The organism is Bradyrhizobium sp. WBAH42 (assembly GCF_024585265.1).
GTDB lineage: Bacteria > Pseudomonadota > Alphaproteobacteria > Rhizobiales > Xanthobacteraceae > Bradyrhizobium.
The window spans coordinates 6675539-6700094 of the sequence record NZ_CP036533.1 but is presented as its reverse complement, the minus strand read 5'-3'; the positions used below and the strand labels follow the sequence as shown (position 1 = coordinate 6700094).

General features: G+C 64.2%; 22 protein-coding genes. 7 read left to right on the top strand and 15 right to left on the bottom strand.

Annotated features, from left to right (window positions below; genetic code table 11):
• Positions 1–39 precede the first annotated feature (39 nt).
• The 3 genes from DCG74_RS31695 to DCG74_RS31685 are packed head-to-tail and all read right to left on the bottom strand — an operon-like array spanning position 40 to position 3590.
• Positions 40–957 carry an ABC transporter permease gene (locus tag DCG74_RS31695; protein WP_172785521.1) on the bottom strand — a complete coding sequence of 306 codons (918 nt, stop codon included), beginning with the start codon at positions 955–957 and terminating at the stop codon, positions 40–42.
• Positions 944–2035 carry an ABC transporter permease gene (locus tag DCG74_RS31690; protein ID WP_172785520.1) on the bottom strand — a complete coding sequence of 364 codons (1092 nt, stop codon included), beginning with the start codon at positions 2033–2035 and terminating at the stop codon, positions 944–946. The genes DCG74_RS31695 and DCG74_RS31690 overlap by 14 nt, the downstream gene beginning before the upstream one ends.
• Entirely contained in the window at positions 2019–3590 is a 1572-nt protein-coding gene (locus DCG74_RS31685; RefSeq protein ID WP_172785519.1) for an ABC transporter ATP-binding protein, read from the bottom strand. Before DCG74_RS31685 ends, DCG74_RS31690 begins: the two co-directional genes overlap by 17 nt.
• A gap of 569 nt (positions 3591–4159) precedes the next feature.
• Here DCG74_RS31685 and DCG74_RS31680 point away from each other — a divergent pair.
• A complete protein-coding gene (locus tag DCG74_RS31680) occupies positions 4160–5263 on the top strand; it encodes a hypothetical protein (RefSeq protein ID WP_172785518.1) in 1104 nt (367 codons plus the stop codon).
• A gap of 86 nt (positions 5264–5349) precedes the next feature.
• Here the strand turns inward: DCG74_RS31680 and DCG74_RS31675 are convergent, their stop codons facing one another.
• The 6 genes from DCG74_RS31675 to DCG74_RS31650 are packed head-to-tail and all read right to left on the bottom strand — an operon-like array spanning position 5350 to position 11227.
• Positions 5350–5835, bottom strand: coding sequence for a nucleoside deaminase (locus tag DCG74_RS31675; protein ID WP_172785517.1), 486 nt, complete (start codon positions 5833–5835; stop codon positions 5350–5352).
• A gap of 11 nt (positions 5836–5846) precedes the next feature.
• Positions 5847–7379, bottom strand: coding sequence for an ABC transporter ATP-binding protein (locus tag DCG74_RS31670; protein ID WP_172785516.1), 1533 nt, complete (start codon positions 7377–7379; stop codon positions 5847–5849).
• Positions 7376–8059 carry a cysteine hydrolase family protein gene (locus tag DCG74_RS31665; RefSeq protein WP_172785515.1) on the bottom strand — a complete coding sequence of 228 codons (684 nt, stop codon included), beginning with the start codon at positions 8057–8059 and terminating at the stop codon, positions 7376–7378. Before DCG74_RS31665 ends, DCG74_RS31670 begins: the two co-directional genes overlap by 4 nt.
• A gap of 18 nt (positions 8060–8077) precedes the next feature.
• On the bottom strand, positions 8078–9004 hold the full coding sequence (locus DCG74_RS31660) for an ABC transporter permease (RefSeq protein ID WP_025037674.1): 927 nt from the start codon (positions 9002–9004) through the stop codon (positions 8078–8080).
• A gap of 1 nt (position 9005) precedes the next feature.
• Complete coding sequence (locus DCG74_RS31655; RefSeq protein ID WP_172785514.1) at positions 9006–10118, bottom strand: ABC transporter permease; 1113 nt, start codon at positions 10116–10118, stop codon at positions 9006–9008.
• Positions 10115–11227 (bottom strand): BMP family ABC transporter substrate-binding protein, encoded by a 1113-nt coding sequence (locus tag DCG74_RS31650; RefSeq protein WP_172785513.1) that lies wholly within the window; start codon positions 11225–11227, stop codon positions 10115–10117. The genes DCG74_RS31655 and DCG74_RS31650 overlap by 4 nt, the downstream gene beginning before the upstream one ends.
• A gap of 397 nt (positions 11228–11624) precedes the next feature.
• On the opposite strand from DCG74_RS31650, the gene DCG74_RS31645 reads away from it, so the two are divergent.
• Together DCG74_RS31645 and DCG74_RS31640 are read left to right on the top strand one after the other, a co-directional pair.
• Positions 11625–12881, top strand: a complete 1257-nt coding sequence (locus DCG74_RS31645; protein ID WP_172785676.1) for an allantoate amidohydrolase — start codon at positions 11625–11627, stop codon at positions 12879–12881.
• Positions 12882–12988: 107 nt separating this feature from the next.
• Entirely contained in the window at positions 12989–14362 is a 1374-nt protein-coding gene (locus tag DCG74_RS31640) for a hypothetical protein (RefSeq protein WP_172785512.1), read from the top strand.
• A gap of 12 nt (positions 14363–14374) precedes the next feature.
• Here the strand turns inward: DCG74_RS31640 and DCG74_RS31635 are convergent, their stop codons facing one another.
• A complete protein-coding gene (locus DCG74_RS31635) occupies positions 14375–15694 on the bottom strand; it encodes a dicarboxylate/amino acid:cation symporter (RefSeq protein WP_172785511.1) in 1320 nt (439 codons plus the stop codon).
• A gap of 84 nt (positions 15695–15778) precedes the next feature.
• Positions 15779–16792, bottom strand: a complete 1014-nt coding sequence (locus DCG74_RS31630) for a formamidase (protein ID WP_172785510.1) — start codon at positions 16790–16792, stop codon at positions 15779–15781.
• 220 nt (positions 16793–17012) lie between these two features.
• On the opposite strand from DCG74_RS31630, the gene DCG74_RS31625 reads away from it, so the two are divergent.
• Genes DCG74_RS31625 through DCG74_RS31615 form a run of 3 tightly spaced genes read left to right on the top strand, consistent with a single transcriptional unit; the run spans position 17013 to position 20949 of the window.
• Positions 17013–17675: a TetR/AcrR family transcriptional regulator gene (locus DCG74_RS31625; protein ID WP_172785509.1), complete on the top strand. Its 663-nt coding sequence runs from the start codon at positions 17013–17015 to the stop codon at positions 17673–17675.
• Positions 17676–17687: 12 nt separating this feature from the next.
• Positions 17688–19553: an adenine deaminase gene (locus DCG74_RS31620; protein ID WP_172785508.1), complete on the top strand. Its 1866-nt coding sequence runs from the start codon at positions 17688–17690 to the stop codon at positions 19551–19553.
• A 13-nt stretch (positions 19554–19566) separates the two neighbouring features.
• Positions 19567–20949: an NCS2 family permease gene (locus tag DCG74_RS31615; protein ID WP_172785507.1), complete on the top strand. Its 1383-nt coding sequence runs from the start codon at positions 19567–19569 to the stop codon at positions 20947–20949.
• An 8-nt stretch (positions 20950–20957) separates the two neighbouring features.
• Here DCG74_RS31615 and DCG74_RS31610 read toward each other — a convergent pair whose 3' ends face one another.
• A complete protein-coding gene (locus DCG74_RS31610; RefSeq protein WP_172785506.1) occupies positions 20958–21179 on the bottom strand; it encodes a hypothetical protein in 222 nt (73 codons plus the stop codon).
• Positions 21180–21529: 350 nt separating this feature from the next.
• Between DCG74_RS31610 and DCG74_RS31605 the strand changes: the two genes are divergently transcribed.
• A complete protein-coding gene (locus DCG74_RS31605; RefSeq protein ID WP_172785505.1) occupies positions 21530–21706 on the top strand; it encodes a hypothetical protein in 177 nt (58 codons plus the stop codon).
• 19 nt (positions 21707–21725) lie between these two features.
• Here the strand turns inward: DCG74_RS31605 and DCG74_RS31600 are convergent, their stop codons facing one another.
• The 3 genes from DCG74_RS31600 to DCG74_RS31590 form a co-directional block, all read right to left on the bottom strand.
• Positions 21726–23102, bottom strand: coding sequence for a VWA domain-containing protein (locus DCG74_RS31600; RefSeq protein ID WP_172785504.1), 1377 nt, complete (start codon positions 23100–23102; stop codon positions 21726–21728).
• A gap of 5 nt (positions 23103–23107) precedes the next feature.
• Complete coding sequence (locus tag DCG74_RS31595; RefSeq protein WP_036007771.1) at positions 23108–24055, bottom strand: MoxR family ATPase; 948 nt, start codon at positions 24053–24055, stop codon at positions 23108–23110.
• Between the two features lie 147 nt (positions 24056–24202).
• On the bottom strand, positions 24203–24403 hold the full coding sequence (locus DCG74_RS31590) for a hypothetical protein (RefSeq protein ID WP_172785503.1): 201 nt from the start codon (positions 24401–24403) through the stop codon (positions 24203–24205).
• Positions 24404–24556: the final 153 nt, after the last annotated feature.

Sequence of the window (24556 nt, the reverse complement as noted above, 5' to 3'; positions counted from 1 at the left end):
CGCATGCGCGCCCCTTCGCGCACACTGCGGAAACGAAATCTAGCGGTCGGGCACGAACACCGTGCCGAGCGCGGCCGGTGCGGTCGAGCCGCCCGTGCGCGCGCGGGAGAGCAGGACCAGCACGATGACGGTCGCAAGGTAAGGCAGCGCCGACATGAATTGCGAGGGAATGCCGACGCCCCAACCTTGCGCGTGCAGCTGCAGGATCGTCACCGCGCCGAACAGATAGGCGCCGATGACGAGCCGGCCCGGCCGCCAGGACGAAAACACCACCAGCGCCAATGCGATCCAGCCGCGCCCAGCGGTCATACCTGGAATGAAGAACGGCGTATAGGCGAGCGGCAGATAGGCGCCCGCAAGACCCGCGCAGGCGCCGCCGAACATCACCGCGAAGGTGCGGATGCGCAGTACGGGATAGCCGAGCGCATGCGCGGAAACGTGGTTGTCGCCGCAGGCGCGCAAGATCAATCCCGCCCGGGTGCGGTACAGGAACCACCACACGCCGACGATCAGCGCGATCGAGAAATAGACGAAGCCGTCCTCGCCGAACAGCACGCGGCCGATCAGCGGGATATCGGTCAGGACGGGAATATGGAGGTGCACGGCGGGCGTGATGCGCTCGCCGACGAAGCCGGCGCCGATCAGGCCCGAGAGCCCGACGCCGAGGATGGTCAGCGCGAGGCCGGTTGCGACCTGGTTGACGGCGAGTCCGAGCGCCATCAGCGCGAACACGAGCGCCATCAGCGTGCCCGCGACGATGCCGAACAGCGCGCCGATAAAGGTTGATCCGGTCAGCCACGCGCCGGCAAAGCCACAGGCCGCGCCGACGATCATCATGCCCTCGACGCCGAGATTGAGCACGCCGGAACGCTCGACCACGAGCTCGCCCGTCGCCGCAATCAACAGCGGCGTCGACGCGGCGAGCACCGCCAGGATGATGGCCTCAACCAGCACCACGGGCCACCTGTCGGTTCGGGAACACCAGCTTGAAGCGGTAGAGAATGAGGGAGTCGCAGGCGAGCACGTAGAACAGCAGAATGCCCTGAAAGACCTTGGTGACGTCCAGCGGAATCTTCATCGCGATCTGCGCCTGCTCGCCGCCGATAAAGGTCAACGCGAGGAAGAGGCCTGCAATTAATATTCCAAGCGGGTTCAACCGGCCGAGGAAGGCGACGATGATCGCGGTAAAGCCGTAGCCGGGCGAGATGCCGGGCTGGAGATGCCCGACCGGCCCCGCCACCTCGATGATGCCGGCAAGCCCGGCCAGCGCCCCGGAGACGGCGAAGGTCAGGATGATCAGCTGGTTGGCGTTGAAGCCGCCGAACCGCGCTGCACGCGGCGCGGCGCCGACCACGCGGATCTCGAAACCTTTGATGGTGCGCCCGAGCAGGATCGCGGCTGCGGCGACGACGAGCAGGGCGATGATCGAGCCGACATGGAGCCGGCCGCCCTCGATCAGCAACGGCACCGTCGCCACCGGATCGAACTCGGCCGTGGTCGGGAAATTGAAGCCGTGCGGATCGCGCCAGGGACCGCGCACGAGATAGTCGAGGAAAAGGTCGGCGACATAGACCAGCATCAGGCTGGTCAGGATCTCGCTGGCGCCGAACTTCACCCTGCAGATCGCAGGGATCAGCGCATAGAGCGCGCCGGCGGCGGCGGCGAGGACGAGCATGGCCGGCAGCACCCAGGCGCCGGCGTCGGTGCCTTGCGTCTTCACCGCGATCCAGCTTCCCGCGACGGCGCCGATCAGGAATTGCCCTTCGGCGCCGATGTTCCAGGCGTTGGCGAGATAGCACAGCGACAGGCCGACCGCGATCATCACCAGCGGCGTTGCCTTCACCGCGATCTCCTGGAGCGAATAGCCGTCGGTCAAGGGCGCAATGAAATAAGCGTGCAGGGCAAGCAGCGGATTCTTGCCGAGGATCGCGAACAGGATGACCATGGTGACGATCGTAAGGCCAATCGCGATCAGGGGGGACACCAGCGCGATCGTATTGGAGCGCTCGGCACGCTTCTCAAGCACCAGCTGCATGCGCGACCTCCTTCGGCTCCAGGCTGCTGCCGCCCATCAGAAGGCCCAGCTTCTCGCGGCTTGCTTCGCTTGCCGAGAGCGGAGCCGACAGCTTGCCGTGGAACATCACGGCGATGCGGTCGGCGATCTCGGCGAGCTCGTCGAGATCCTGGCTGGTCAAGAGCACCGCGGCGCCTGCGGTGGCGAGATCAAGCAGCGCCTGACGGATGACGGCGGCAGCGCCGGCATCGACGCCCCAGGTCGGCTGGCTCACCACCAGCACCGCTGGGTTGCGCAGGATCTCGCGTCCCACGATGAACTTCTGCAGATTGCCGCCGGACAGGCTCGCGGCCTCGGGATCGCGCTTGGCCTTGCGGACGTCGAAGGTTTCGGTCGCGCGGTCGACCGTTCTCAGCGTGGCCGCCGTATCGATGAAGCCGCGATGGACCATGCCGCTGGCGGCATGGCCGGTGAGCAGCGCATTCTCCGACAGTCTCATCCGCGGCGCCGTGCCGTGGCCGAGCCGCTCCTCGGGAACGAAAGCTGCGCCCAGCTTTCGCCGTTGGGTGATCGAAAGATGACCGGCGGCGATGCCTTCGATCACCACCGTTCCGGGGTCCTTCGAGAGGCTCTCGCCGGACAGCGCGGCGAACAATTCGTCCTGGCCGTTGCCGGCGACGCCGGCGATGCCGAGGATCTCGCCGCCCTTTAGCTCGAATGAGATGTGCTCGAGCCGCACGCCATGCGCCTCGGCGGGGGCGAGCGAGAGATCGTTGACGACGAGCCGCGGCACGGTGGTCTTGCGGCCGGATGCGGCCTTCACTTCCTTGACCTCGCCGCCGACCATCATCCGCGCAAGTGAGGCGGCGGTTTCGAGCCGAGGATTGCAGGTCTCGACCTTCTTGCCGCCGCGCAGGATCGTGGCGGTGTCGCAGAGCCGTTTCACCTCCTCCAGCTTGTGGCTGATATAGAGGATGGCGCGGCCTTCGGCCTTGAGGCGCTCCAACACGATGAAGAGCTGGTCGGCTTCCTGCGGCGTCAGCACCGCGGTGGGCTCGTCCAGGATCAGGAATTTCGGATCCTGCATCAAGGCGCGGACGATCTCGATGCGCTGACGCTCGCCGACGGAGAGTTGCCACACCTCGCGCCTGGGATCGAGCGGCAGACCGTAAGTCTTGGACACCTGTTCCAGCCGGGCCGACATGTCCTTGAAGGATTCCTTTCCATCGAGGCCGAGCGCGACGTTCTCGGCCACCGTGAGATTGTCGAACAGCGAGAAGTGCTGGAACACCATGCCGATGCCGCGGCTGCGCGCTTCGGACGGACCGGACAGCACGATTCGCTCGCCCTGCCAGTGAATCTCGCCGGCGCTGGGCTGGATCAGTCCGTAGATCGCCTTGACCAGCGTCGACTTGCCGGCGCCGTTCTCGCCCAGCAGGGCGTGGATTTCCCTCGGCCAGATGTCGATATCGATGCAATCGTTGGCAAGGAAATCCCCGTAACGCTTGGTGAGGCCGATGGTCCTCAGGAGCGGGGATTTGCCGGAATGCTGGCCGTTGGGCGTCGGATCTAACATTCGCTGATGCGCTTGCATGGGTGAAGTGCCTCAATACTGGGCCAGTTTGGACCGCGGTGTAAGATGTGAAAAAGCATCATCCCTTGCTCAACGCTTCGGCAGGCCCTCGGCCCAGCGCTTGTCATCGATTCCGAGCGATCAACTCCCGCAAACGGCACCTGGACGGCAGGGCGATCGCGTCCGCGAGTCGGTCCTCTGTTGCAAATTTGTGACGGTTCAAGGTAAATCGGAACCCGCTGTGCAGACCTGACGCCATGTTGAGCAATGGACGCGTCGGTCGCCCATCGCGTGGAGTGCAGCGACGGCAACAGCAGCGTCGATGCGGCACTGCGTTCGGGCTCAATCAGAAAATCCGAATAAAAACAATCGGGAATGTTCGGCAGCGATGCCTCTCTCGTTGCGTGTTCGCTCCACGTCGGGGCGCTGCGATTCTTCCGTCACTCGTCGCGTGCTGCTGCAACATGCGGCACGCCATGTGAAAAGTTGAGGCTTCTCGGTCCGGGAGATCGGCGCAAATGTCGCACCCTGGGGCGCGCATTTTTGCTTGCCCAAACGAGGGGGTATTCAGGATGTCGTTTCGTTATACGGCAGTGGCAGCAGCGGCGCTGTCACTTGCTACGCTGGCCATCGGTGGCCTGGCTCAGGCGGCGGACCTGCCGGTCAAGGCGGCCAAGAAGTCTCCAGACCTTCCGTTCTTCCTGGTGATCGATAACCGCGTCACGTTCTCATACATATTCAACGCTGCGCAACCGGGCGCGTGGTCATTCCGGCCAGATGGGTCGATCGACAGCAAGACCACCAAGCAGGTCTATTCGTTCACCCATTTCGACCTCTGGGCGTACGGCACCAACTTCTTCACCATCTCCCTGTTCAAGTCGGATCACAATGATCCGGCGGGGCCGTGCACCAATGCGGGGACAATCTTCGGTGCGCCGGCGACGTGCGCGGGTGCGACCGAAATCTACGGCCTGTTCCGCTCGACCTTCGGCTGGAACGAGCTCTTCAACACCAAGGCCTTCAGCGCGGGCCCGCTGCACAACATCTCGTTCGAAGTCGGCATGGATGCCAACACCGAGAACCGGTATTTCGGCGCTGCCAAGCGCGACGTCGTCGGCGGTCTGCAGTTCGCATTCGACCTGCCCTACAAGGGGTACGTCAATGTCGCGCCGTTGGTCTATTGGGAGTTCGCCAACCACAATTCCTTCAGCCAGTGCGGGCTGTTCGGTCCGGGCGTTCCCGGCGTCACCTGTCTTGCCGACGGCAACACGTCGTTCAAGCCAACCTGGGCCGTCGAGGTCAATTACTACATGGACCTCGGCTTCCTGCCGCCGAACATGCAGTATTTCTCGATCAGCGGCCGCGCCGGCTGGTACGGCAAGAAGGGCACGGACACCGAGCCGCTTCCCTACAGCCCGGCGAACGGCGTCTACAACACTGCGGTCGAGTTGAATTCGGAGCCCATCCGTCTGACCTTCGATGCGTCGAAGGCGGCCTGGGGCGACAAGTACTCGCACTTCGTGGACGTCTGGGTGGCTTACCGCTACTGGCAGAACAAGTTTGGTCTCGATCACAACCTCGCGGTCGGCTGTACCACGCTCGTCGGTGGCGCGAGGGTGAGCACCGGAGCGTGCACCGAGTCCTCGCTCTACTCCGGTATCACCGTGAAGTTCTGATCGCCTGATGCTCTGCAGGTGAAAGACGATGGCGCCGCGTCAAACCTCCGCGGCGTCATCTTCTTTGGTCCTTTGGGGATGTGCTGCTACGTCGTCCAAACGCCGTCGTGCAGCGCTTCAGCTTCGTCTTCGAGCAGGGGCCCGACGACCTCCGTCCGCCGCTGGCCGCTGGCAAAGACCTCGCGGCATGGCAGGTCGAGGGTCGGATTCTCCGGATGGTTGCCGGTGATGCCGCGCAGGCGATGCTCGCTGAGGCCATAGACGACGCGGCCGATGCCGGCCCAGTAGATCGCGCCCGCACACATCGCGCAGGGTTCGGCTGAGGAATAGAGCGTGGCTTTCGCCAGCACCTCGCGATCGAGCGTGCGGCAGGCCTGGGTGGCTGCGAGGCGCTCGGCGTGCGCGGTGGCGTCGCGATCCGGCATGTAGCCGTTCTCGGTCTCGATCAGCACCTTGCCGTCGGCATCGACGACGATGCAGCCGAACGGGTGGTTGCCATGGGTGAGGGAACGACGGGCGACCGCGAAGGACAGGCGCAGGAAGTGCTCGTCGCGCCCTGATGCGTCGTCCATCGATCCTCCGTTCAGTGTCCTGCCATGTGCCGGCCGACCACGGTGAGATCGGCTTCGCTGGTCCGTGCTTCATACACGAATTCGCCGTGGAACATCACCACCAGCCTATCCGACAGTTCGAGCAGCTCGTCGAGGTCCTCGCTGACGAGCAGGACGGCGGCGCCGCGGTTGCGCGCCGCCATGATCTCGGCGTGGATCTGCGCCACCGCCGCGAAATCGAGGCCGAAGCAGGGGTTGGCGGCGATCAGCACCTCGACGTCGCCGCCTAGCTCGCGGGCCAGCACAGCGCGCTGCACGTTGCCGCCGGACAGTGCCGAGATCGGCGTGTCAGGCGTGCGGGTCTTGATCTTGTATTGCCCGATCTTCTTCCTGGCGTCGCTCCGGAAGGCTCCGCGATTGAGCCACCAGCCGCCGCTGGCAAAGGGTGCGCGGTCGAATTCGCGGAAGGCGATGTTGTCGGCGACGCTCATGCCGCCGACGCAGGCATTCTTCAGCGGCTCCTCGGGCAGGAGAGACATCCTGTGGCGCCGCATCTCCTCGCGGCTTGCGTGATAGGGATCGCCGGCGACGCGAATATCGCCGCTCTCGGCCTCGCGCTGGCCGGCCAGAACTTCGACGAGCTGGCGCTGGCCGTTGCCGGAAACGCCGGCGATGCCGACGATCTCCCCGGCGCGAACCGTGAGCGAGACATCGTGCACGGCAACGGCGCCCGCATCGTCCAGGGCGCGGAGCTTTTGCAGCTCCAGCCTGGCCTGACCGGCTTCGCCGGTGCGCGGCGGCTGCACCGTCAGCTCCTCGGCGCCGATCATGGTGCGTGCCATCTCATCCGGCGTCAGCTCGGAAACCTTGCCGGCTCCAGCGAGCTTGCCGCGGCGCAGGATGGTGACTTCGTCGGCGAAGGCCATGACCTCGCGGAACTTGTGCGTGATCATCAGGATGGTCAGCTCGCCCTTCACGACCATGTCGCGGAGCATGCCGAGCACCTCGTCCGCTTCCGCCGGCGTCAGCACCGAGGTCGGCTCGTCCAGGATCAGGAAGCGGCGCTTCAGATAAAGCTGCTTGAGGATCTCGCACTTCTGCCGTTCGCCGGCAGAGATGTCCGAAACTTTCGCGGCAAGCGGCACCTTGAAAGGCATCCGAGCAAGGAACGCCTCCAGCTCTTTCATCTCGTTCGGCCAGCTCACCACGGCCGGCACGTCGTCGCGCGCCAGCACGAGGTTTTCGGCAACCGTCATCGCGGGCACCAGCGTAAAATGCTGATAGACCATGCCGAGGCCAAGGGCATGGGCATCCTTCGGGTTGGCGATCGCCTGCTCGCGGCCGCCGACGAGAATGTCGCCTTCTGTCGCGTGGTAGTAGCCCATGATGCATTTGACGAGGGTGGATTTGCCGGCGCCATTCTCGCCGAGCAGAGCATGGAACGAGCCGGGCCGCACCTTCAGCTCGACATTGTCCAGCGCCAGGAAGTCGCCGAAGCGCATGGTCATGGCGATCGCATCGACGCCGAAGGCGCCCGAGGGCGGAGGCGTTTCGCCGATGATCACGAAATCGCTCCGATGAAGGCATCAGAGGTCGAGACCGCGCCGAACACGCCGCCCTGCATCTTGATCATCTTCAGCGCGTGGTCGTGGTTGCTCTTGTCGGTCGCGCCGCAGCAATCGTGCAGCAGGACGCATTCGAAGCCGCGGTCGTTGGCCTCGCGCATGGTGGTGTGGACGCAGACGTCGGTCGTGATCCCGGTCAGCACGATGTTCTCGATGCCGCGGACGCGCAGGATCAGCTCCAGATCGGTGGCGCAGAACGAGCCCTTGCCGGGCTTTTCGATGATCGGCTCGCCCGGCAGTGGCGCCAGCTCCTCGATGATGTCCCAGCCCGGCTCGCCGCGCACCAGGATGCGGCCGCACGGGCCGGGATCGCCGATGCCGGCGCCGATCTGGCGCGAGCGCCAGCGTTTGTTGGCGGGCAGGTCGGAGAGATCGGGGCGGTGGCCCTCGCGGGTATGGATGATGTGGAAGCCTTGGCTGCGCATCGCCGCGAGCAGCCGCTTGATCGGCTCGATCGGCGCCCGCGTCAGCGAGAGGTCATAGCCCATCTTGTCGACATAACCGCCGACGCCGCAGAAATCGGTCTGCATGTCGATGATGATCAGTGCCGTATTCTCCGGGCGGAGATCACCATTGTAGGGCCAGGCATAGGGCTCGGACTTGATGTAGCGCTCGGGCATGGACGACCTCGTGCGTGTTTACCGTGTGATCGAGAGTTCGGCGGGCGCGCCGGTCAGCGTCCGCTTCGGTGAGCAGGTGATGATCATGATCGCCAGCGTCAGGATGTAGGGCGCAGCATTGAAGAGGTGATAGCCGGAGGTGACGCCGACCGATTGCAGCGCCGGACCCAGCGCCGCCGCGCCGCCGAAGGCGAGCGAAGCCCACAGGCAGAGCAGGGGATCCCAGCGCGCGAAGATCACGAGCGCGACGGCGGTGATGCCCTGGCCCGAGGAAAGGCCCTCGTTCCAGCTTCCGGGATAGAACAGCGACAGAAACGAGCCGCCAATGCCGGCGAGGAAGCCGCCGACCATGGTGGCGCGCAGGCGGATCAGCAGCACGGAATGACCCATCGCGCGTGCGGCATCCGAGCTCTCGCCGGCGGTGCGGATGAGGAGGCCCCAGCGGGTGGTGCGGAAGGCCCAATAAAGGATTGGCGCCAGCACCACGCCGATCAGAAACAGCACGTTGATGCGTAGCGCGGCGCGGACTTGCGGGATGTCGCTCCACCAGCCGAAGTCGATGGCCGGCAGCCGCGGCGCGGTCGGCTCGATCAAGGGCTTGCCGAGATAGAAGGCAAGGCCGGTGCCGAACAGCATCAAGGCAATGCCGACGGCAACATCGTTGACGCGCGGCAGCGAGCAGATGCCGGCATGCAGCGCACCTAGTAGCGCGCCGGTGATACCGGCGGCCAGCACGCCGAGCCACGGAGAGCCGGTGAGATAGGAGATGCCATAGGCGCTCATCGCACCCATCACCAGCGTGCCTTCGAGGCCGAGATTGATGCGGCCCGAGCGCTCGGTGATGCATTCGCCCAGGCTCACGAACAGGAATGGAGTGGAGACGCGAATGGCGCCGCCAAGCACGGCGAGCGGGACGGTCCAGAGGCCGATCGATCCGTCTGCCATCTCAGGATTTTCCCTTCAGAAATCCGATGCGGCCGTAGAGCGCATCGCTGGCGAGCACGAAAACGAAGATGATGCCCTGCAGCACCAGCACGGACGCATCGGGTAGCCCCAAGCGGCGTTGCAGCAGGCCGCCACTGGCGCTGATGCCGCCGAGCAGGATTGCGACGGGGATGATGGCGAGCGGATTTTGCCGCGCCAGGAAGGCAACGAGGATGCCGGTGAAGCCGTAGCCGGCGGCGAGGTTCGCGTTGGTGCGTCCCTGCACGGCGGCGACCTCGACCATGCCGGCAAGGCCAGCCGCGCCGCCGGCAAGGAAGCAGACGGTCAGGATCAGCTTGTCGACGCCGAGGCCGACGATCTTCGCAGCACGGATGTTGCCGCCAGCCACGCGCGCGGCGAAGCCGAACACGGTGTGATAGATCAGGATGTAAGAGGCGATCGCGGCGATCACGCCGAACACGAGGCCCCAATGCACGTCGGTGCCGGGAATGGAGCCGATCATGTTGGCGGCGCCGATCTCGCGGGTGGACGGCTTGTTGAGGCTGGCGGGATCGCGCATCGGCCCTTCGACCAGATGGTTGAGGATCGCCAGCGCGATGTAGACGAGCAGCAGGCTCGAGATGGTCTCGTTGACGCCGCGATACTGCCGCAAGCCGCCTGAGAGCATGATCCACAGTCCGCCGCCGATCACGCCGGCGCAGACCATGGCGATCTGGACGACGAACGGCGGCATGCCCTGAAGCGCGAGTGCGGCGCTGGTTGCCGACAACGCGCCGATCAGCAGCGCGCCTTCGCCACCGATGATGACCATGCCGAGCTGCGCCGGCAGCGCGGTACAGAGCGCGGTGAGGATGAGGGGCGCTGCGCGCGTCAGCGTGTTCTGCCAGGAGAACCAGGTGCCGAACGCGCCGTAATACATGTAGAAATAGAGATCTAACGGGTTCTTGCCGAACATCGCGACGAAGATGCCGAACACCGCGAGCGCGCCGACGAGCGCCGCGCCCGGGATCAGGACATATTCGATCGTGCCGCCGTGGCGTTGGAGGAAACCGGGATCGGCGGCCGGGGCGACTGTCCCGACCGCGTCCGTGGAATCCGCCGCTTCCGTGGTCACGAAGTGGCTCCGAGCACGCCCTCGACGAGGTAGTCCATCTTCTCCAGCTCAGGATCCTTCTGGCCGCGGTCGGTACCGGCGGGGATCACTGTCTTGCCCTTGTTGTCGACCAGCCCACCCTTGAAGATGGCGTAGCCTTCTGCCGACAGGAATTTTGCCTTGGCCTCGTCGGCCGCCTTGCGCGCTTCGGCCGAGACCGCTTCGCCATAGGGCGAGGTCTTGACGATCTCTTCCTTCAGGCCGCCGCGGTAGAAATTCGGGATGCCTTCGCCGGAGGCGATCATCTTGACGAACTTCGGATAGAGCGCTTCCCAGTTCCACTCCGCGCCGGTGAGATAGGCCTTGGGTGCCAGCGCCGACTGGTTGGTGTGATAGCCGCAGACGAAGGCGCCGCGCCGCGCGGCATTCTCGACCATGGTCTTGGGGCCATCGACGTGGCAGGTGAGCACGTCGACGCCCTGATCGATCAGGCTGTTGGTGGCTTCGGCTTCCTTGACCGGCATCGACCAGTCGCCGGTGAAGATCACCTGGGTGGTGGCCTTTGGATTGACGGACTTGGCGCCAAGCGTGAAGGCGTTGATGTTGCGCAGCACTTGAGGGATCGGCTTGGCCGCGACGAAGCCGAGCTTGCCGCTCTTCGACGTCAGGCCGGCGACGATGCCCGAGATGTACTGGGCCTCGTCGATATAGCCGAAATAGCTGCCGGCATTCTTGGGGTCCTTGTCGCTCCAGAGGCCGCCGCAATGCTCGAAGCGGAGCTTCGGGTACTTGTTGGCCATCTTGATCATGTGCGGATTGTAGTACCCGAACGAGGTCGGGAAGAGCAGGGTGGCGCCGTCGAGATTGATCATGGACTCGATCGTCTTCTCGACCGCATCGGTCTCCGGCACCTTTTCCTCCTCGACCACCTTGAGGCCGGGAATCTTCTTCAGCGCCGCCGCACCCTGCGCGTGGGCCTGATTGTAGCCGTAGTCGTCGCGCGAGCCGACATAGATGAAGCCGATGGTGGTCTCGGCCGCGAAGGCCGGGCGGAGGCCCGCCGCCGCGCCGAGGGTGAGGGCCGCGCCGCCCTGCAACAAATGACGTCGTGAAATCCTGCCATAATCCATTGCTCGCTCCCCTTGGCGGATGTCCCGCCTTGATCTCGCGGCTGCGCCGGCTTGGCGGAGCCGGGACCAGATGTCGCAAGCTTCGTGCCAGAGGCTATGAAGAGAGCAATTCGTTATAAGTACTTGAAAACAAATGCTAGATAAGGAGAGCGTCGAACTTGGCGAGGAAAGGTGCAGATTAATTTATGGGCAATATCTAAATATTGTATGCAGTGGAGTTAAGCAGTCCGAACCAGCTCGCGCATGTGTATGACCGCCGTTGGACGGTCGGCCGGCAAGGCGCATTCATGCTAACCACGCGCTGACTGGGACGGCGCCGGTGATGTTCGCTGGCACCGAACTTGTATCGATTGTCGCCAGGACCGCAATGTCCTCAGAAGATGGAAAGCTCGCCGAGATGGGCGCTGGTACCGTTCACGATGCATCGCTCGGCAATGAGATCGCTCGCCGGATCAACGAGCTCGGCGCGATCTCGGAAGACCCCGAAAAACTCACCCGCATCTTTCTCAGCAAGGAGCTGCGCAAGGCCGCTGACCTCATCATGGGTTGGATGCGCGAGGCCGGTATGAGCGCGCATCTGGACGCGATCGGCAATGTCTGCGGACGGTACGAAGGCGAGCGGCCGGGCGCGCCCTGCCTGATGCTCGGCTCACATTACGACACCGTGCGCGATGCCGGCAAATGGGATGGACCGCTGGGTGTGATCACGGCGATCTCTTGCGTCGCCGATCTCAACCGCCGCGGCAAGCGCCTGCCGTTTGCGATCGAGGTGATCGGTTTTGCCGACGAGGAGGGAGTGCGGTTTGCCTCGACCTTGCTCGGCAGCCGTGCGGTGGCCGGCACTTTCGATGAGAGCGTGCTGAATACGCGCGACAGCAATGGCGTGTCGATGCGCGAGGCCCTCGTTCATTTCGGCCTCGATGCCGACCATATCGGCGCGGCCGCGCGGACGCGGCGCGAGCTGCTTGCCTATCTCGAATTGCACATCGAGCAGGGGCCGGTGCTGGAAGCGCAGAACCTGCCCGTCGGCGTCGTGACCGCGATTGCCGGCGCCACACGCCTTGCGGCGCGGCTCACCGGCATGGCCGGGCATGCTGGCACCGTGCCGATGGCGCTGCGCCGCGACGCGCTCGCCGGCGCGGCCGAATGCGTCGGTGCGATCGAGCAGTTTTGCCGCACCGACGAGGGCGGCCTCGTCGGCACCGTCGGCTACATCCAGGCGAGGCCCGGCGCGACCAACGTCATTCCGGGCGAAGTATCCTTCACCATCGACATGCGCGCGCCGACCGATATGCACCGCAAGCGCGCGGTGGCCGATGTCGTCCGCCAGATCGAGGCGATCGCCAAGCGGAGGCAATTGGGACTCCAACTTGACGTGACCCACGAGAACCGCACCGCGCCCTGCGCGCCCTGGCTCAAGCAGCAGATCGCGCAGGCGATCGAAGCCGAAGGCTTCTCCGTGTTCGAGCTGCCGAGCGGGGCAGGGCACGACGGCATGGCGATGATTGACATCGCGGACGTCGGCATGATCTTCGTCCGCTGCCGCGGTGGTATCAGCCATCATCCGGACGAGCATGTCGAGCTTGCCGATGCCGACGCCGGCGCGCGTGTGCTGCTCAGGGTGATCGAGAATTTCAGGCCGCGTACGGCTTAGGCAAGCGTCACGAACCCGCAAGTCACCGGGTAGAGATACGAATCAGTCATGTTTAGAATGGTGGCCATCATCGCGAGGCTCACGAGACAATCAGCCGATTGACGGACATGAACAGCGACATCTCTTTTCCATCACATCGTGAGAACCGGTTCTACCAAGGGATGGCTGCGACCTTCGTCGCCAACGCCCTTCAGGCGGTCAATTTTCTCGGTGATCGATTTCTGAGACAATCGCCCCATTCGTTGTCGGCCATCGAGGACCTCTATCGGCACTCGATGGACAGTGCCTTTTCCGTGACCGAGGCCTTCCTGGTCACGGGCGCGCCGCACGCATCGGCCTATTACCCCCGCGACTTCGCCTGGTTCTATCCTGACGTGCTCGATCCCGAGACGATCATGGACTCGCAGGACGCGGTGCGACGGGTCCGTCTGCTCGAAAAGAGCGTTCGCCTGCTGCTGGAGGCAGTTCGCGCCGACGTCGTGACGACGACCATCGTTCCGGCCGGGCGCGGCCGGTATCTCGGCGTGAACTATTTCTCCCGGCCCTCGGATACGCTGCTCGGCATTCTCGCCGGTCTGCAGCAGATGCTCTCTGCCGAGCAGAGGGCGTCATCCTACCTGGCGATGTCGCAATGCGCGCATGCCGGCCGCTTGCTGCTGGCCGAATATGGCGGAGACCTGAAGCGCGCGATCCTGAAGCTTGCGAGCGAGCTGGAGGCATTCGACGCTGACGGCACCAGATATTTGCTGTGCGACTCCACCGGCCCGCGCTCCGCGGCGACGGATACCCGCGCCGAGCGCCGGCGTTTCGTCACCAATGCCTGCGTCTACACGACCTTCGTGTGGGGCGTGCAGCTCGGAATTGTCGGCGAGAACGAGTTGAAGCGGCTGCTCGGGCGCGACCTCGCGCAGTACAAGAGGGACCTGCTCCGCCTGTTCGGGAAGGACGGCTATATCAGGCATTCCCTGGACGGCCCGGCGAGCTCACCGGCATCGTCGGTCGCATTGGATTTCGTCAGCGTGCATCGCGGCTTCTGGGCTATGAGCGAGGCGAGCGAGCGCGCGCTGTTCGCGACCACGGCGGATCTGATCATCGCCGAACCGCGGTTTCGCATTCCCAGCACGTTCCACTTCCTGGTGTCGGCGGATAATCCGCGCAACAAGATCATCCACAAGATCGCGGCGCCCGCCTATCAGGGGCGCTCCTCCTGGCCGACATTCAACGTCGAGTTTGCGGATCGTATGCTCGACTTTGATGAGGCCTCAGGGAGCGAGAACTACCGGGCCTGCGCGCAAGGAATCCTGAAGGACATTCGCACCGCGACCGAGGTCCACGGCGGCTATCAGGAGCTGATCTCGGAGCAGGGTCTGAAGTATCGCACCTGGGCCTATAAGGGCGCCGTGGCCCACTCGTGGTTTCCGCGCTTCCTGTCGGTTTGGAGGCGGGCGTACGGCACGCCACTCCTCCAGTGGAATGACTGATCCCGCGAACCGCTATCCCGCGGTCACGTCGACCACCTCGCCGCCCTCCAGCACCTTGGCTGCCTTGCTGCGGTCGAGATCGCCTTCCCAGGCCGCGACCACGACGGTTGCGACGCAATTGCCGACGAGGTTGCCGAGCGCGCGGGCCATGCCGATGAACCAGTCGACCGACAGCACCAGCACGAGGCCGATCGCAGGGATGCTCGGCACCGCGTTCAAGGTCGCCGCCAGGATCACGATCGCCGAGCCCGGCACGCCATGTGCGCCCTTCGACGTGATCAGGGACACGCCGAGCACCAGCAGCAGGTCGCCGAACGACAACGGCGTGTTGGTGGCCTGCGCAATGAAGACGACGGCGAGCGTGAGGTAGATCGAGAAGGCGTCGAGGTTGAAGGAATAGCCGGTCGGAATGACGAGACCGACGACGGAATCCTTCACGCCCATGCGCTCCAGCTTCTTCATGATCTGGGGCAGCACCGCGTCCGAGGATGCCGTCGCCAGCACGATGGTCAGCTCCTCGCGCAGGTAGGCGAGGAACTTGAGGATGTTGATGCCGGCGAGCGCCATCACGCCGCCGAGCACACCGAGCACGAAGATGCCGACCGAGACGTAGAACAGCATCACCAGCGACACGAGCTGCTTCAGCGAGCCGACGCCATATTTGCCGACCGTGTAGGCGACCGCGCCGAGCACGCCGAGCGGCGCAACCCGCACAATGAGCCCCATGACGCGGAACAGCACGGTGGAGGCTGCGTCGATCATGGAGGTGACGAGCGCGCCCTTCTCGCCGCCGACGAGCGCGAGACCGATGCCGAACAGCACCGCGAAGAACAGCACCTGAAGCACGTCGTTACGCGACAGCGCATCGAAGGAGGTGGTCGGAATCACGTTCATCAGGAAGGCACCGATGCCGCCGCCGGAGAGCTTGTGGGCGTTGTCGGCATAAGTGTTGAGCGCCTTGGCATCCAGCGTCGAGGGATCGATGTTCATGCCGTGGCCGGGACCGAAGATGTAGGCGAGCAAGAGGCCGACCACGAGGGCCACCGTCGTCATGATCTCGAAATAGATCAACGCCTTGACGCCGACGCGGCCGACCTTCTTGAGATCGCCGGCGCCGGCAATGCCATGCACGACGACGCAGAACACGATCGGCGCCACGATCATCGAGATCAGCTTCAGGAAGGCATCGCTGAGGATCTTGAGGCTGATGGCGAAGTTCGGAACGGCCATCCCCAGGATGACGCCAAGCACCAGCGCAGCCAAGACCTGGACGAACAGCGAGGTGTAGAGCGGCTTCGGCTCGGCGGCGGGTGCCGCGGCGATGGTCGACATGGTCACTCCCCTTTGACACGTCCTGGACGTCAGAGAGGAGCAACAACCGTGCCAGAATGTCGCGGTCACGCCCGAGAAACCGGGTTATTCCGCCGCCTTCGCCGTCTTGCCGAACATCCGCGTCGGGGCCGGGAAGCCGCACGAGGTGCCGTCGGTGACCTTGACCTGGTCTTCCCACGGCAGTCGGAAGGTGCCGGCGACCATGTCCTGCATGAAGGTGTAGGGGCAGTCCATCGCGCCGCCCTTCACCGCGACATAGCCGCGGTGCCAGAGCTGGTAGATGTTGTTTTCGACGCCCCAGTTGATGCGCGCCTCGCGTACGAGGTCCGGCCGCACCTCTGCGGTGATGATCTCGTCGGCGCGGCCGGTCGTGCCGTGCGCCAGCACGGTGCCGTCGAAATTGACAATCATGCCTTCGCCCATGGAATCGAACGAGCCGTCCGAGCCGCACATGCAGACATTCGCGGTGACCATCAGGTTCTGAAACGAATTGGCCTGGTTGGTGAAGCGCCAGGCTTCGCGGATCGGCGCGGTGTAGCCGGCGGTGCGGATCATGATCTCCGCGCCTTTGTAGGCGCATTCCCGTGCCATCTCCGGGAACATGCCGTCATGGCAGATGATCAGCGCGATCCTGGCGCCCTTCGGGCCCTCGATCACGGGAATGCCGATGTCACCGGGCTCCCATGGCTCGACCGGAATCCAGGGATGAAGCTTTCGGTAGTAGAGCTTGATCTCGCCGTGGTCGTCGATGATCAGGCCCGAGTTGTAGGGATTGCCATGCGGGTTGAACTCCATGATGGAGAAGCAGCCCCAGATCTTGTTGTCGACACAGGCTTGCTTGAAGGCCGCGACCTCCGGTCCGTCAAGCCGACACATGATCTCCGGATTGGTGTCCATCGAGAGGCCGTGCAGCGAGTATTCGGGGAAGACCACCAGATCCATGGTGGAGAGATTGCGGCGGGCCTTGCCGACCATCCAGGCGATGCGCTCGGTTTGCCTGGCGAGATCGGCGCGGGTGACGACGTTCGGTAGCTGCAACTGAACCAGCCCAATCACGACGCCCTCAGGCGATTTGTTCAGTCCGCCAAGCCCGTTCATGATCAGCTCCCTTGCTATCCGCGCGGCGCCGTTGCGCGCAGTTCTCGGCGGAGCAAATCCGATTTTGGCGATGCGCAAAAGTCCATTTTTCAGGCGGCAGTGACCGTCGTGCTGACGCGGGGTACCAGTTCCCCCGAGCCGGCGGGCGCCTATTCTTGCAGCGCCACGTGCCTCAAGTCTCGGCTTGACCCGCAAAATCGGCCGGTGTCAGACTTATGACATGAGTACAGCAGAGCGACATACCGTCAGCATTCGTGACGAATATGCCGAGATGACGCGGCAGCGCATCGTTGCCGCTTTTGTTGCGACGCTCGAGGACGAGGAGGCCGACGACATCTCCATGGCCGCGGTGGCCAAGCGCGCGAAGGTGGCCGAGCGAACCATCTATCGGCACTTCAAGACCCGTGCGGAGCTGTTCGCCGCGGCCGGCGAGTGGATCGAGAACAACGTCTTCAGCTACATTCCCTTCACCTCGCCCGACGAGCTTCCCGAGATCTTCCGCAAGCTGTGCAAGCGGTTCGACCGTCATCCGCATCTGGCGCGCGCCATTGCGATAACGCGGGTGGGGCGCCGGGTGCGTGCAGGCTTCAGACGGCACCTAATTGACCAGCATCGCAAGGCGATGGCGCCGCTCGTGCGCCATCTCCCCGCCAAGGACGTCCGCCAGGCCGAAGCTCTCGCGTCCTACCTCAACAACGTGCTGGCCTGGAACGCGATGCGCGAGGATTTCGGCATGACGAGCTCCGAGATCGCCGACGCGATCGAATGGGCGCTCACGACCCTTTTGAAGGATGTGCGTCAGCGCGATGCCGCTGCTGCGCGCGCCGGCAAGGGGCGCAAACCACCTCGGAAGCGGACCGCGGCTGCGAAAGCACCGGCATAGAGTGAGGCAGCCATGAACGCGATACCCGACGATCTCCTGATCAATGCGCCTGACGAGGTGCGCGTTCGCCAGGACCTGGTGCTGACGGCGCTCGGTCGTCGCCCGGCCGATCGTTCGTTGCGGGTCGGCAAATTGCTCGACGTGCACAGCCGCACGTGGAGCGAGGACCAGGAGATCGTCTTCAAGGGCCGGCGGATCGCGTGGGTGGGCCCGGCCGGCAGTTATCCCGGCGAGGTCCGCGAGCGTATGCATCGGCCGGATCTTGCAGCTGTGCCCGGCTTCGGTGAGGTGCACAAGCATATCGAAAGCTCGCATCTGACGCCCGAATGGGAAGCGGCGCTGGTGCTGCCGCACGGCAATACCTGGACCTGCGAGGCGAGCCACGAATTCTCCAACGTCAACGGTGCGCGCAATCTCGAATTCTGGTTCGAGGCACGCCGTCGCGGCTCGCCGCTGAAGATCTTTCCGCAACCCGGCTCGGCTGTGCCGCCGACCGCCTATGAGTGGGGCGGCGGCTGGTATGGCCGCGACGAACAGGCGCGCTTCATGAGCGAAAGCCTGATGGTCACCGGCCTCGACGAGGTCATGGACTGGCCGGCGGTGTGGAATCCCGACAACCCATCCTACAAGCGGCTCTGGGGCATGATCGAGGCGACTTTCGCTGCGCGCGGCGTCGTCGAGGGCCACGCGTCGGGCCTGCGGGATCTGCCGTCCATCAACGCCTTTGCCGCGGCCGGGCTCGCGTCCGACCACGAGGTGCAGACGCCCGAGGAAACCTGGGACAAGCTCACGCGCGGTCTCTTTGTCGAGCTGCGCGTCTACGCCATGGACGAGATCGTCAAATGGTTGCTCGCGAAGGGTTTGCAGGACTGGTCGCAGGTTGCGTTCACCACCGATGACCGCAGTGCCAGCCACACGCTCGAACTCGGCGCGAGCGATCATAATGCGCGGGTCGCGATCGAGGCCGGCCTTGCGCCGGAAATCGCGATCCAGTGCCTCACCATCAATCCGGCACGGCACATGCGTCTCACGCCGTTCGTCGGCAGTCTAGCGCCGGGGCGCTTCGGCGATGTCGTGCTGCTGTCCGATGTTGCCAAGCTTACGATCGCCGAAGTGTGGGCCGACGGCGCGCAGGTGTCCGAGGGCATGCGCTATCTCGGCCAAGTGCCCAAGATCGAATGGCCACAATGGGCGACCAAGACCGTCAATATCAGGCGCACGATCAACCCTGAGGATTTCGAGCTGCGGGCCGAGTCAGGGCGCGCCACGATGAAAGCGGCGGTGATCCGCCCCTTCCATTGGCATCCTGAGTTCTACACGCTCGACCTGCCGGTGCGCGACGGGGCGGTGCAGCGCGACGAGAGCGAGGCCATCACAAAATTTGCCATCGTCGACCGGTTCTCCGGCGACGGGCGCATCGCAAAGATGTTCTGGCGCGGCTGTGGCCCGCGTACGCCGGAGACGGCGCTCGCCTGCTCGGTGGCGCACGACAAGCACAATCTCTGGGTGGTCGGCTCGTCCGACGCGGCGATGGCAAAGGCGGTGAACGCGCTGGTCGAACTTCAAGGCGGATGGGCGCTGGTGCGCGAAGGCGAGCTCGTCGCCACCGTGCGGTTCGAGGTCGGCGGGCTGATGAGCTGCCGCTCCGCGCAAGCGCTCGATGCCGAGATGCAGGCGCTCTACGCAGAAGGGCGCAAGGTCGACTGGATGTACGAGCCGACATTCCGGCCGCGCTGGTATCCGGGATTCCCGGAACGGCTGATGTTTGCAACGCTGACCTGCGCGCCTTGGAGCTGGGTGCTGGTAGCGCCGTGCGAGCAGGCACCGCTCGGTTTCATCAACGTGCAGACCGGCGAAGCACACCCGGTGGTCTGGTAGGGGGAGGACAGGGATGAACGAGATGACGAAGCCGCAAGCCGCCTCCGCGCAGCCGGCAGCCGCGAAGCTGCTCGATCGCGTCTTTCGCCTCTCCGAGCGCGGCACGAGCGTCGGGCGCGAGATGATGGCCGGAGCCACCACGTTTGCGGCAATGGCCTATATCATCGCCGTCAACCCCGCGATCATGTCCAACGCCGGAATGGATCGTGCCGATCTCGTCAGCGCCACGGCGCTGGCGGCGATCTTCGGCTCGGTGCTGATGGGGTTGTGGGCCAATCTGCCGCTCGCCGTAGCGCCGGCGATGGGTTCGAACGTCATCTTCACCTATGTCATCGTCAAACAGATGGGCATGCCCTGGCAGGGCGCGCTTGCCATGGTCGCCTTCACCGGCGTGCTATTCCTGATCCTCAGCCTGTCGAAACTGCGGGAGAAGGTCGCGAAGGATGTGCCCGAAGCGCTGAAGATCGGCATCCAGGCGGCGGTCGGGACCCTCATCGTCTTCATTGCGCTGCGAGGCGCGGGATTCGTCGTCCAGAATCCGTCGACCTACATCGCCATGGGATCGTTGCGCAGCCCGCCGGTGCTGCTGACGTTGTTCGGACTCCTGCTCACGCCGGTACTGGTGGCGCGCCGAGTGCCGGCGGCGCTGATCCTGTCGATCGTGTTGCTGACCGCGATCGGCTTCTTCGTTCCTGGCGCCAACGGCAAGATGGTGACGTCGATGCCATCGGCCATCCTGTCGTGGCCGCGCTGGCCGACCAGCACCTTCATGGCCCTCGATATCGAGTATCTCTTCAGCCATTTCGTTGTGGCGCTGCCGCTGCTGTTCTATTTCCTGTGCGCCGAATTCTTTTCGACGCTGGGCACGCTGATCGGCGTGACGGGCGCTGCCAATTTGCGCAAGCCCGATGGCTCGATCCCGAACGCCACGGCGGCCTTCGCGACCGACGCGACGGCTTCGATCGTGGGGCCGCTGCTCGGGACGTCCGTCGTCACGGCTTATATCGAATCCATCACCGGTGTGCAGGCCGGCGGTCGCACCGGCCTGACTTCGCTGACCGTTGCGGGATTCTTCTTTCTCGCGCTGTTCTTCTGGCCAATCTTCGTCATCATTCCGCCGCAAGCGACCGCGCCGGCGCTGGTGCTCGTCGGCGTGCTGATGATGCAGGGGCTTGCCCGCATCGACATGACGGATCTCGTCAATGCGGTTCCGATCGTGCTGACGTTGCTGGTGACCGTGTTGACCAACAATCTCATCAACGGAATGGCCCTGGGTACGTTGAGCTACATCGCGCTGGAAGTGTCCATCGGTCGGCGGTCGCAGATCCCAGCGATGGTGTGGGGACTTGGCGCCGTGTTCGTCGCTTACGCCATCGTGATCGCACAGATCTTTTGACGTGTGCGTCAGGCCGCGAGGTCCAGCAACCTGCAAGATCCGCGCACCAAAGCCTTTCGCCCGGCCGGTGTCATTGCAGGGACACCGTCATCGACAAAGACAAGGCCGAGTTCGACCAGGCTCTTGACGACATAAGCCTTCGCAAGGCGACCATTCGACACCGGATTGCGAAGCGCCTTCAGTGCTTCCCACTGGTCGGTTGAAAGATCGAATTCGAAATCGTTGCTCATGTTGCCTCAGGCGATCGTCCGGTTCGCGTGCCTCTGTTAGCGGCGCCGCATGAAGACCGTGCGACGACAATAAGTCGGGAATTCGGTCAGCTGTTTAGAACGTCTCTTCACAAATTGCGGCACTTCGTTGCATCACAAAAGTTAAGATCGTTTGCGCACGAATATCGCACGAGCTCCGATCACTAATTGATGATCCGCACTTGATGCTGCGATGCGAGCTCCCGCAGTGCACGGGAAGTATCGTTGTCCCATTCTGCGTCGCGATATGCACAGAAATCATGAGACGCGAGGTTCAGGAGTCTGTTAGGTTGATTTGCGGGCAGTGACTTCACGCGGCAGGAGTGGAGTGCATGAACAGGCTGGTTGAGATACGCAGTCAGGAATTCTTGTGCCGCGAGCGCGCAGCGCTCGATTCGAAGCGCCGGCTGTTCTGGCTGGCGCAGGCAGAAGAATGGGAGCAGCGCGCGCTCGCCGAAATCGCGTATCACTTTCGGGAGTGCAATCAGGCCGAGCTGAACGCCGCCTGACGCTCGCGGCTGCTATTACTTACTGATAAGTCGCCACAATGTCGGACACGGCGCGCTCGAGCTGTTGCGCGGTCGCGCATTGGCGCACGACGCTGCAAAAGGTTGCGTAGCGCGGCATCTCGGAATCGCCAAAGCCCCAGGCGAGCCGACCCTCGGGATTGAGCCAGACCAGCCGCTTCGAGCGCTCGGAGATCCGGCGCAGAATGTCGGCGCGTGGGTCGAGATTGTTGCTGCGGGCATCGCCGAGCACGATCACCGTGGTCTGCGGCGTCAGCGTGCTCATGAACTCCTTCTCGAAATCGACCAGCGAGGAGCCGTAATCTGACGAGCCGAAACCGACTTTGGACATGATCTCGGACATCGCTTCCTCCGGCGACTTCGTCTCCAGGATCTCGCTGACCTCGATCAGGTGCGAAGAGAAGGCGAACGAGCGGACATCGTCGACGACCTCGTGCAGCGAATGGATCAGCAGCAGGAAGAAGTCGGAGACTTGCGCAACGGAGCCCGAGACGTCGCACAGCGCGACGATCTTCGGCCGGTCGCGATGCTTGCGCTTCCACGCCGTGAGGAACGGCACGCCGCCCCAGGCTGCGTTGCGACGGAGCGTGCGACGGACGTCGAGATGGCCACGGCGCTGGCGCTTGCGCGGCTTGGAGTAGCGCTCGCGCAGCCGGCGCGCGATCTGGCGGATGAGAGCGCGCATCTCGGCGACCTGGCGCCGCTCGATGCGGGCGAGCGGTGCGTTGCGCAGGATCTCGTTGCGGAGGTTTTCGGCCTCCTCCCGGGCATAGAGTGCAAGCCCCTGGGAGACCGTATCGCGCACGGCTTCACGTAAAGCATCGAGCGCGGCGCGCAGACGCTCGGCCAGGGCCGGGTTGGTCGCGGTCAGCTGCTCGAGATCGTCGCGCAGGCGCTGGAGGCCCATGGCGTCGAGGATGCGGCTGGAGAATATGCCGCGCTGGGTGGAGTAGCGAATGTCGGACAGGGAGGCCGCGCCAGCTGCGCTGGCGATCGCGGCCGCGATGGCATTGCGATCCTGCGACAGCAGCATCTGAGCGAGCGAGCCCGGTTCCTGCTGCGACGAACCGCCGCCGGCATCGCTGGCCGCGCCGGAAGAGGGCGCTTGATCCGTATCCTGCGAGGCATCCTGATCGGCGCTCTCGGGCTGATCCTGTCGCGGCTCCGGCTGGCTGAAGAACAGGTCAAAGCAGTCGCCGAGCGCGAGCTTCTCGTCCTGCGACTTGGCGAGCGTCAGCAGCAGTGCGTCGCGCAGGATGGTCCGGTCGGAAAAGCCGACCTGCGAGACGGCGCGCATCGCATCGATGCTTTCGGCAGGCGAGACGTGGACGCCGGCGCCGCGCGCCGCCCGAAAGAAGCGATGGAGATTTTCGCGCATCGGCGTCAACCGAAGACGTTGGACCGGGCCGCCTTGGCAATGAAGGTCGTCACCTGCGGCGTCGCGGCCTCGATGTCGGCTTCGTATTTCAGGAGCACGTTGAGCGTGTCCTTGACGATCTCGGTATCGAGTTCGGAAGCCTGGAGCAGCACCAGCACGCGCGCCCAGTCGATGGTCTCGCTGACCGACGGCAGCTTCTTCAGATCCAGCGAGCGGATCTCGTGGATGAAGCCGACCATCTGGCGGCGCAGCGTTTGCGAGATGCCGGGCACGCGGCTTTCGACGATGCGCTCCTCGAGCCGTTGCTCGGGGAAGCCGATATGCAGATGCAGGCAGCGTCGCTTCAGCGCATCGCCCAGGTCGCGTTCGCTGTTGGAGGTGAGGATCACCGTCGGCGGCGTGATCGCCGAGACGGTTCCGAGCTCGGGGATCGTGACCTGGAAGTCGGAGAGAATCTCCAGCAGCAGCGATTCGAATTCAGCGTCCGACTTATCGATCTCGTCGATCAGGAGCACGCAGCCGCCCGGCTGCTCAAGCGCCTGGAGCAGCGGCCGCGGCTCGACGAACTCCTTGGAGAAGAACACGTCGCCGAAATCGTGAAGCTGGTCGAGCGCGGCATGCAGCGTCTGCGCGCCGCCGAGGACTTCGCCGAGCTTGTCCTTGAGGATCTGCGTGTAAAGAAGCTGCTTGGCGTATTTCCACTCGTAGAGCGCCTTGGCCTCGTCGAGGCCCTCATAGCATTGCAGGCGGATCATCTTCATGCCGCGCCAGGCGGCGATCGCCTTGGCAAGCTCGGTTTTGCCGACGCCCGCGGGGCCTTCGACCAGGATCGGCTTCTCGATCTGCTGCGACAAATAGACGGCGGTCGCGATCTGCCGGCTCGCGATATAGCCCTGCGCGGCGAGGCCGCTCTCCACTGCCTCGATTGAGGTCGAGGCCTTCTGATCAGCCACGAATGGCGCTCCCAAAGGTCTTGCTTGGGGCTTGTTCTGCCTGCGTTCCCGGCAAAGAACAAGCCTCGTTTGGGAGACATCAGACCCGCGCGAACGGCGATTTTTCCGTTTAGCGCAAATAGTTTGAGCGGTTCGCCGGCGACGCGATCAGTGTCGCAGCAACTCCGGCTTGCGGATCGTCTGTCTGACCTCGGCGCCGCAATCGGCGCATTCATAGACGAAGTCGATCTTGGCAAGGCTCCAATGCGGCTCGACCTCGCGCACATACATCGGCAGGAACCCCATACAGGTAGGGCAATTCACTGGCGCGATTTCGACGTCCTGATGATGCTGAACGTAAACTGGCATCTCGGCTCTCCTTCGCAGGCGACCATCAAACCCCGCACAAAGGCTACCGCCGGTTGCCCCGGAGCCCTCATCAACTCTTTCGAACGGAGGCGGAACGGCGGGCGTTTGTCGTTCGCTGTGACATTCTTGTTACGGCTTCTATACTGTATCGGG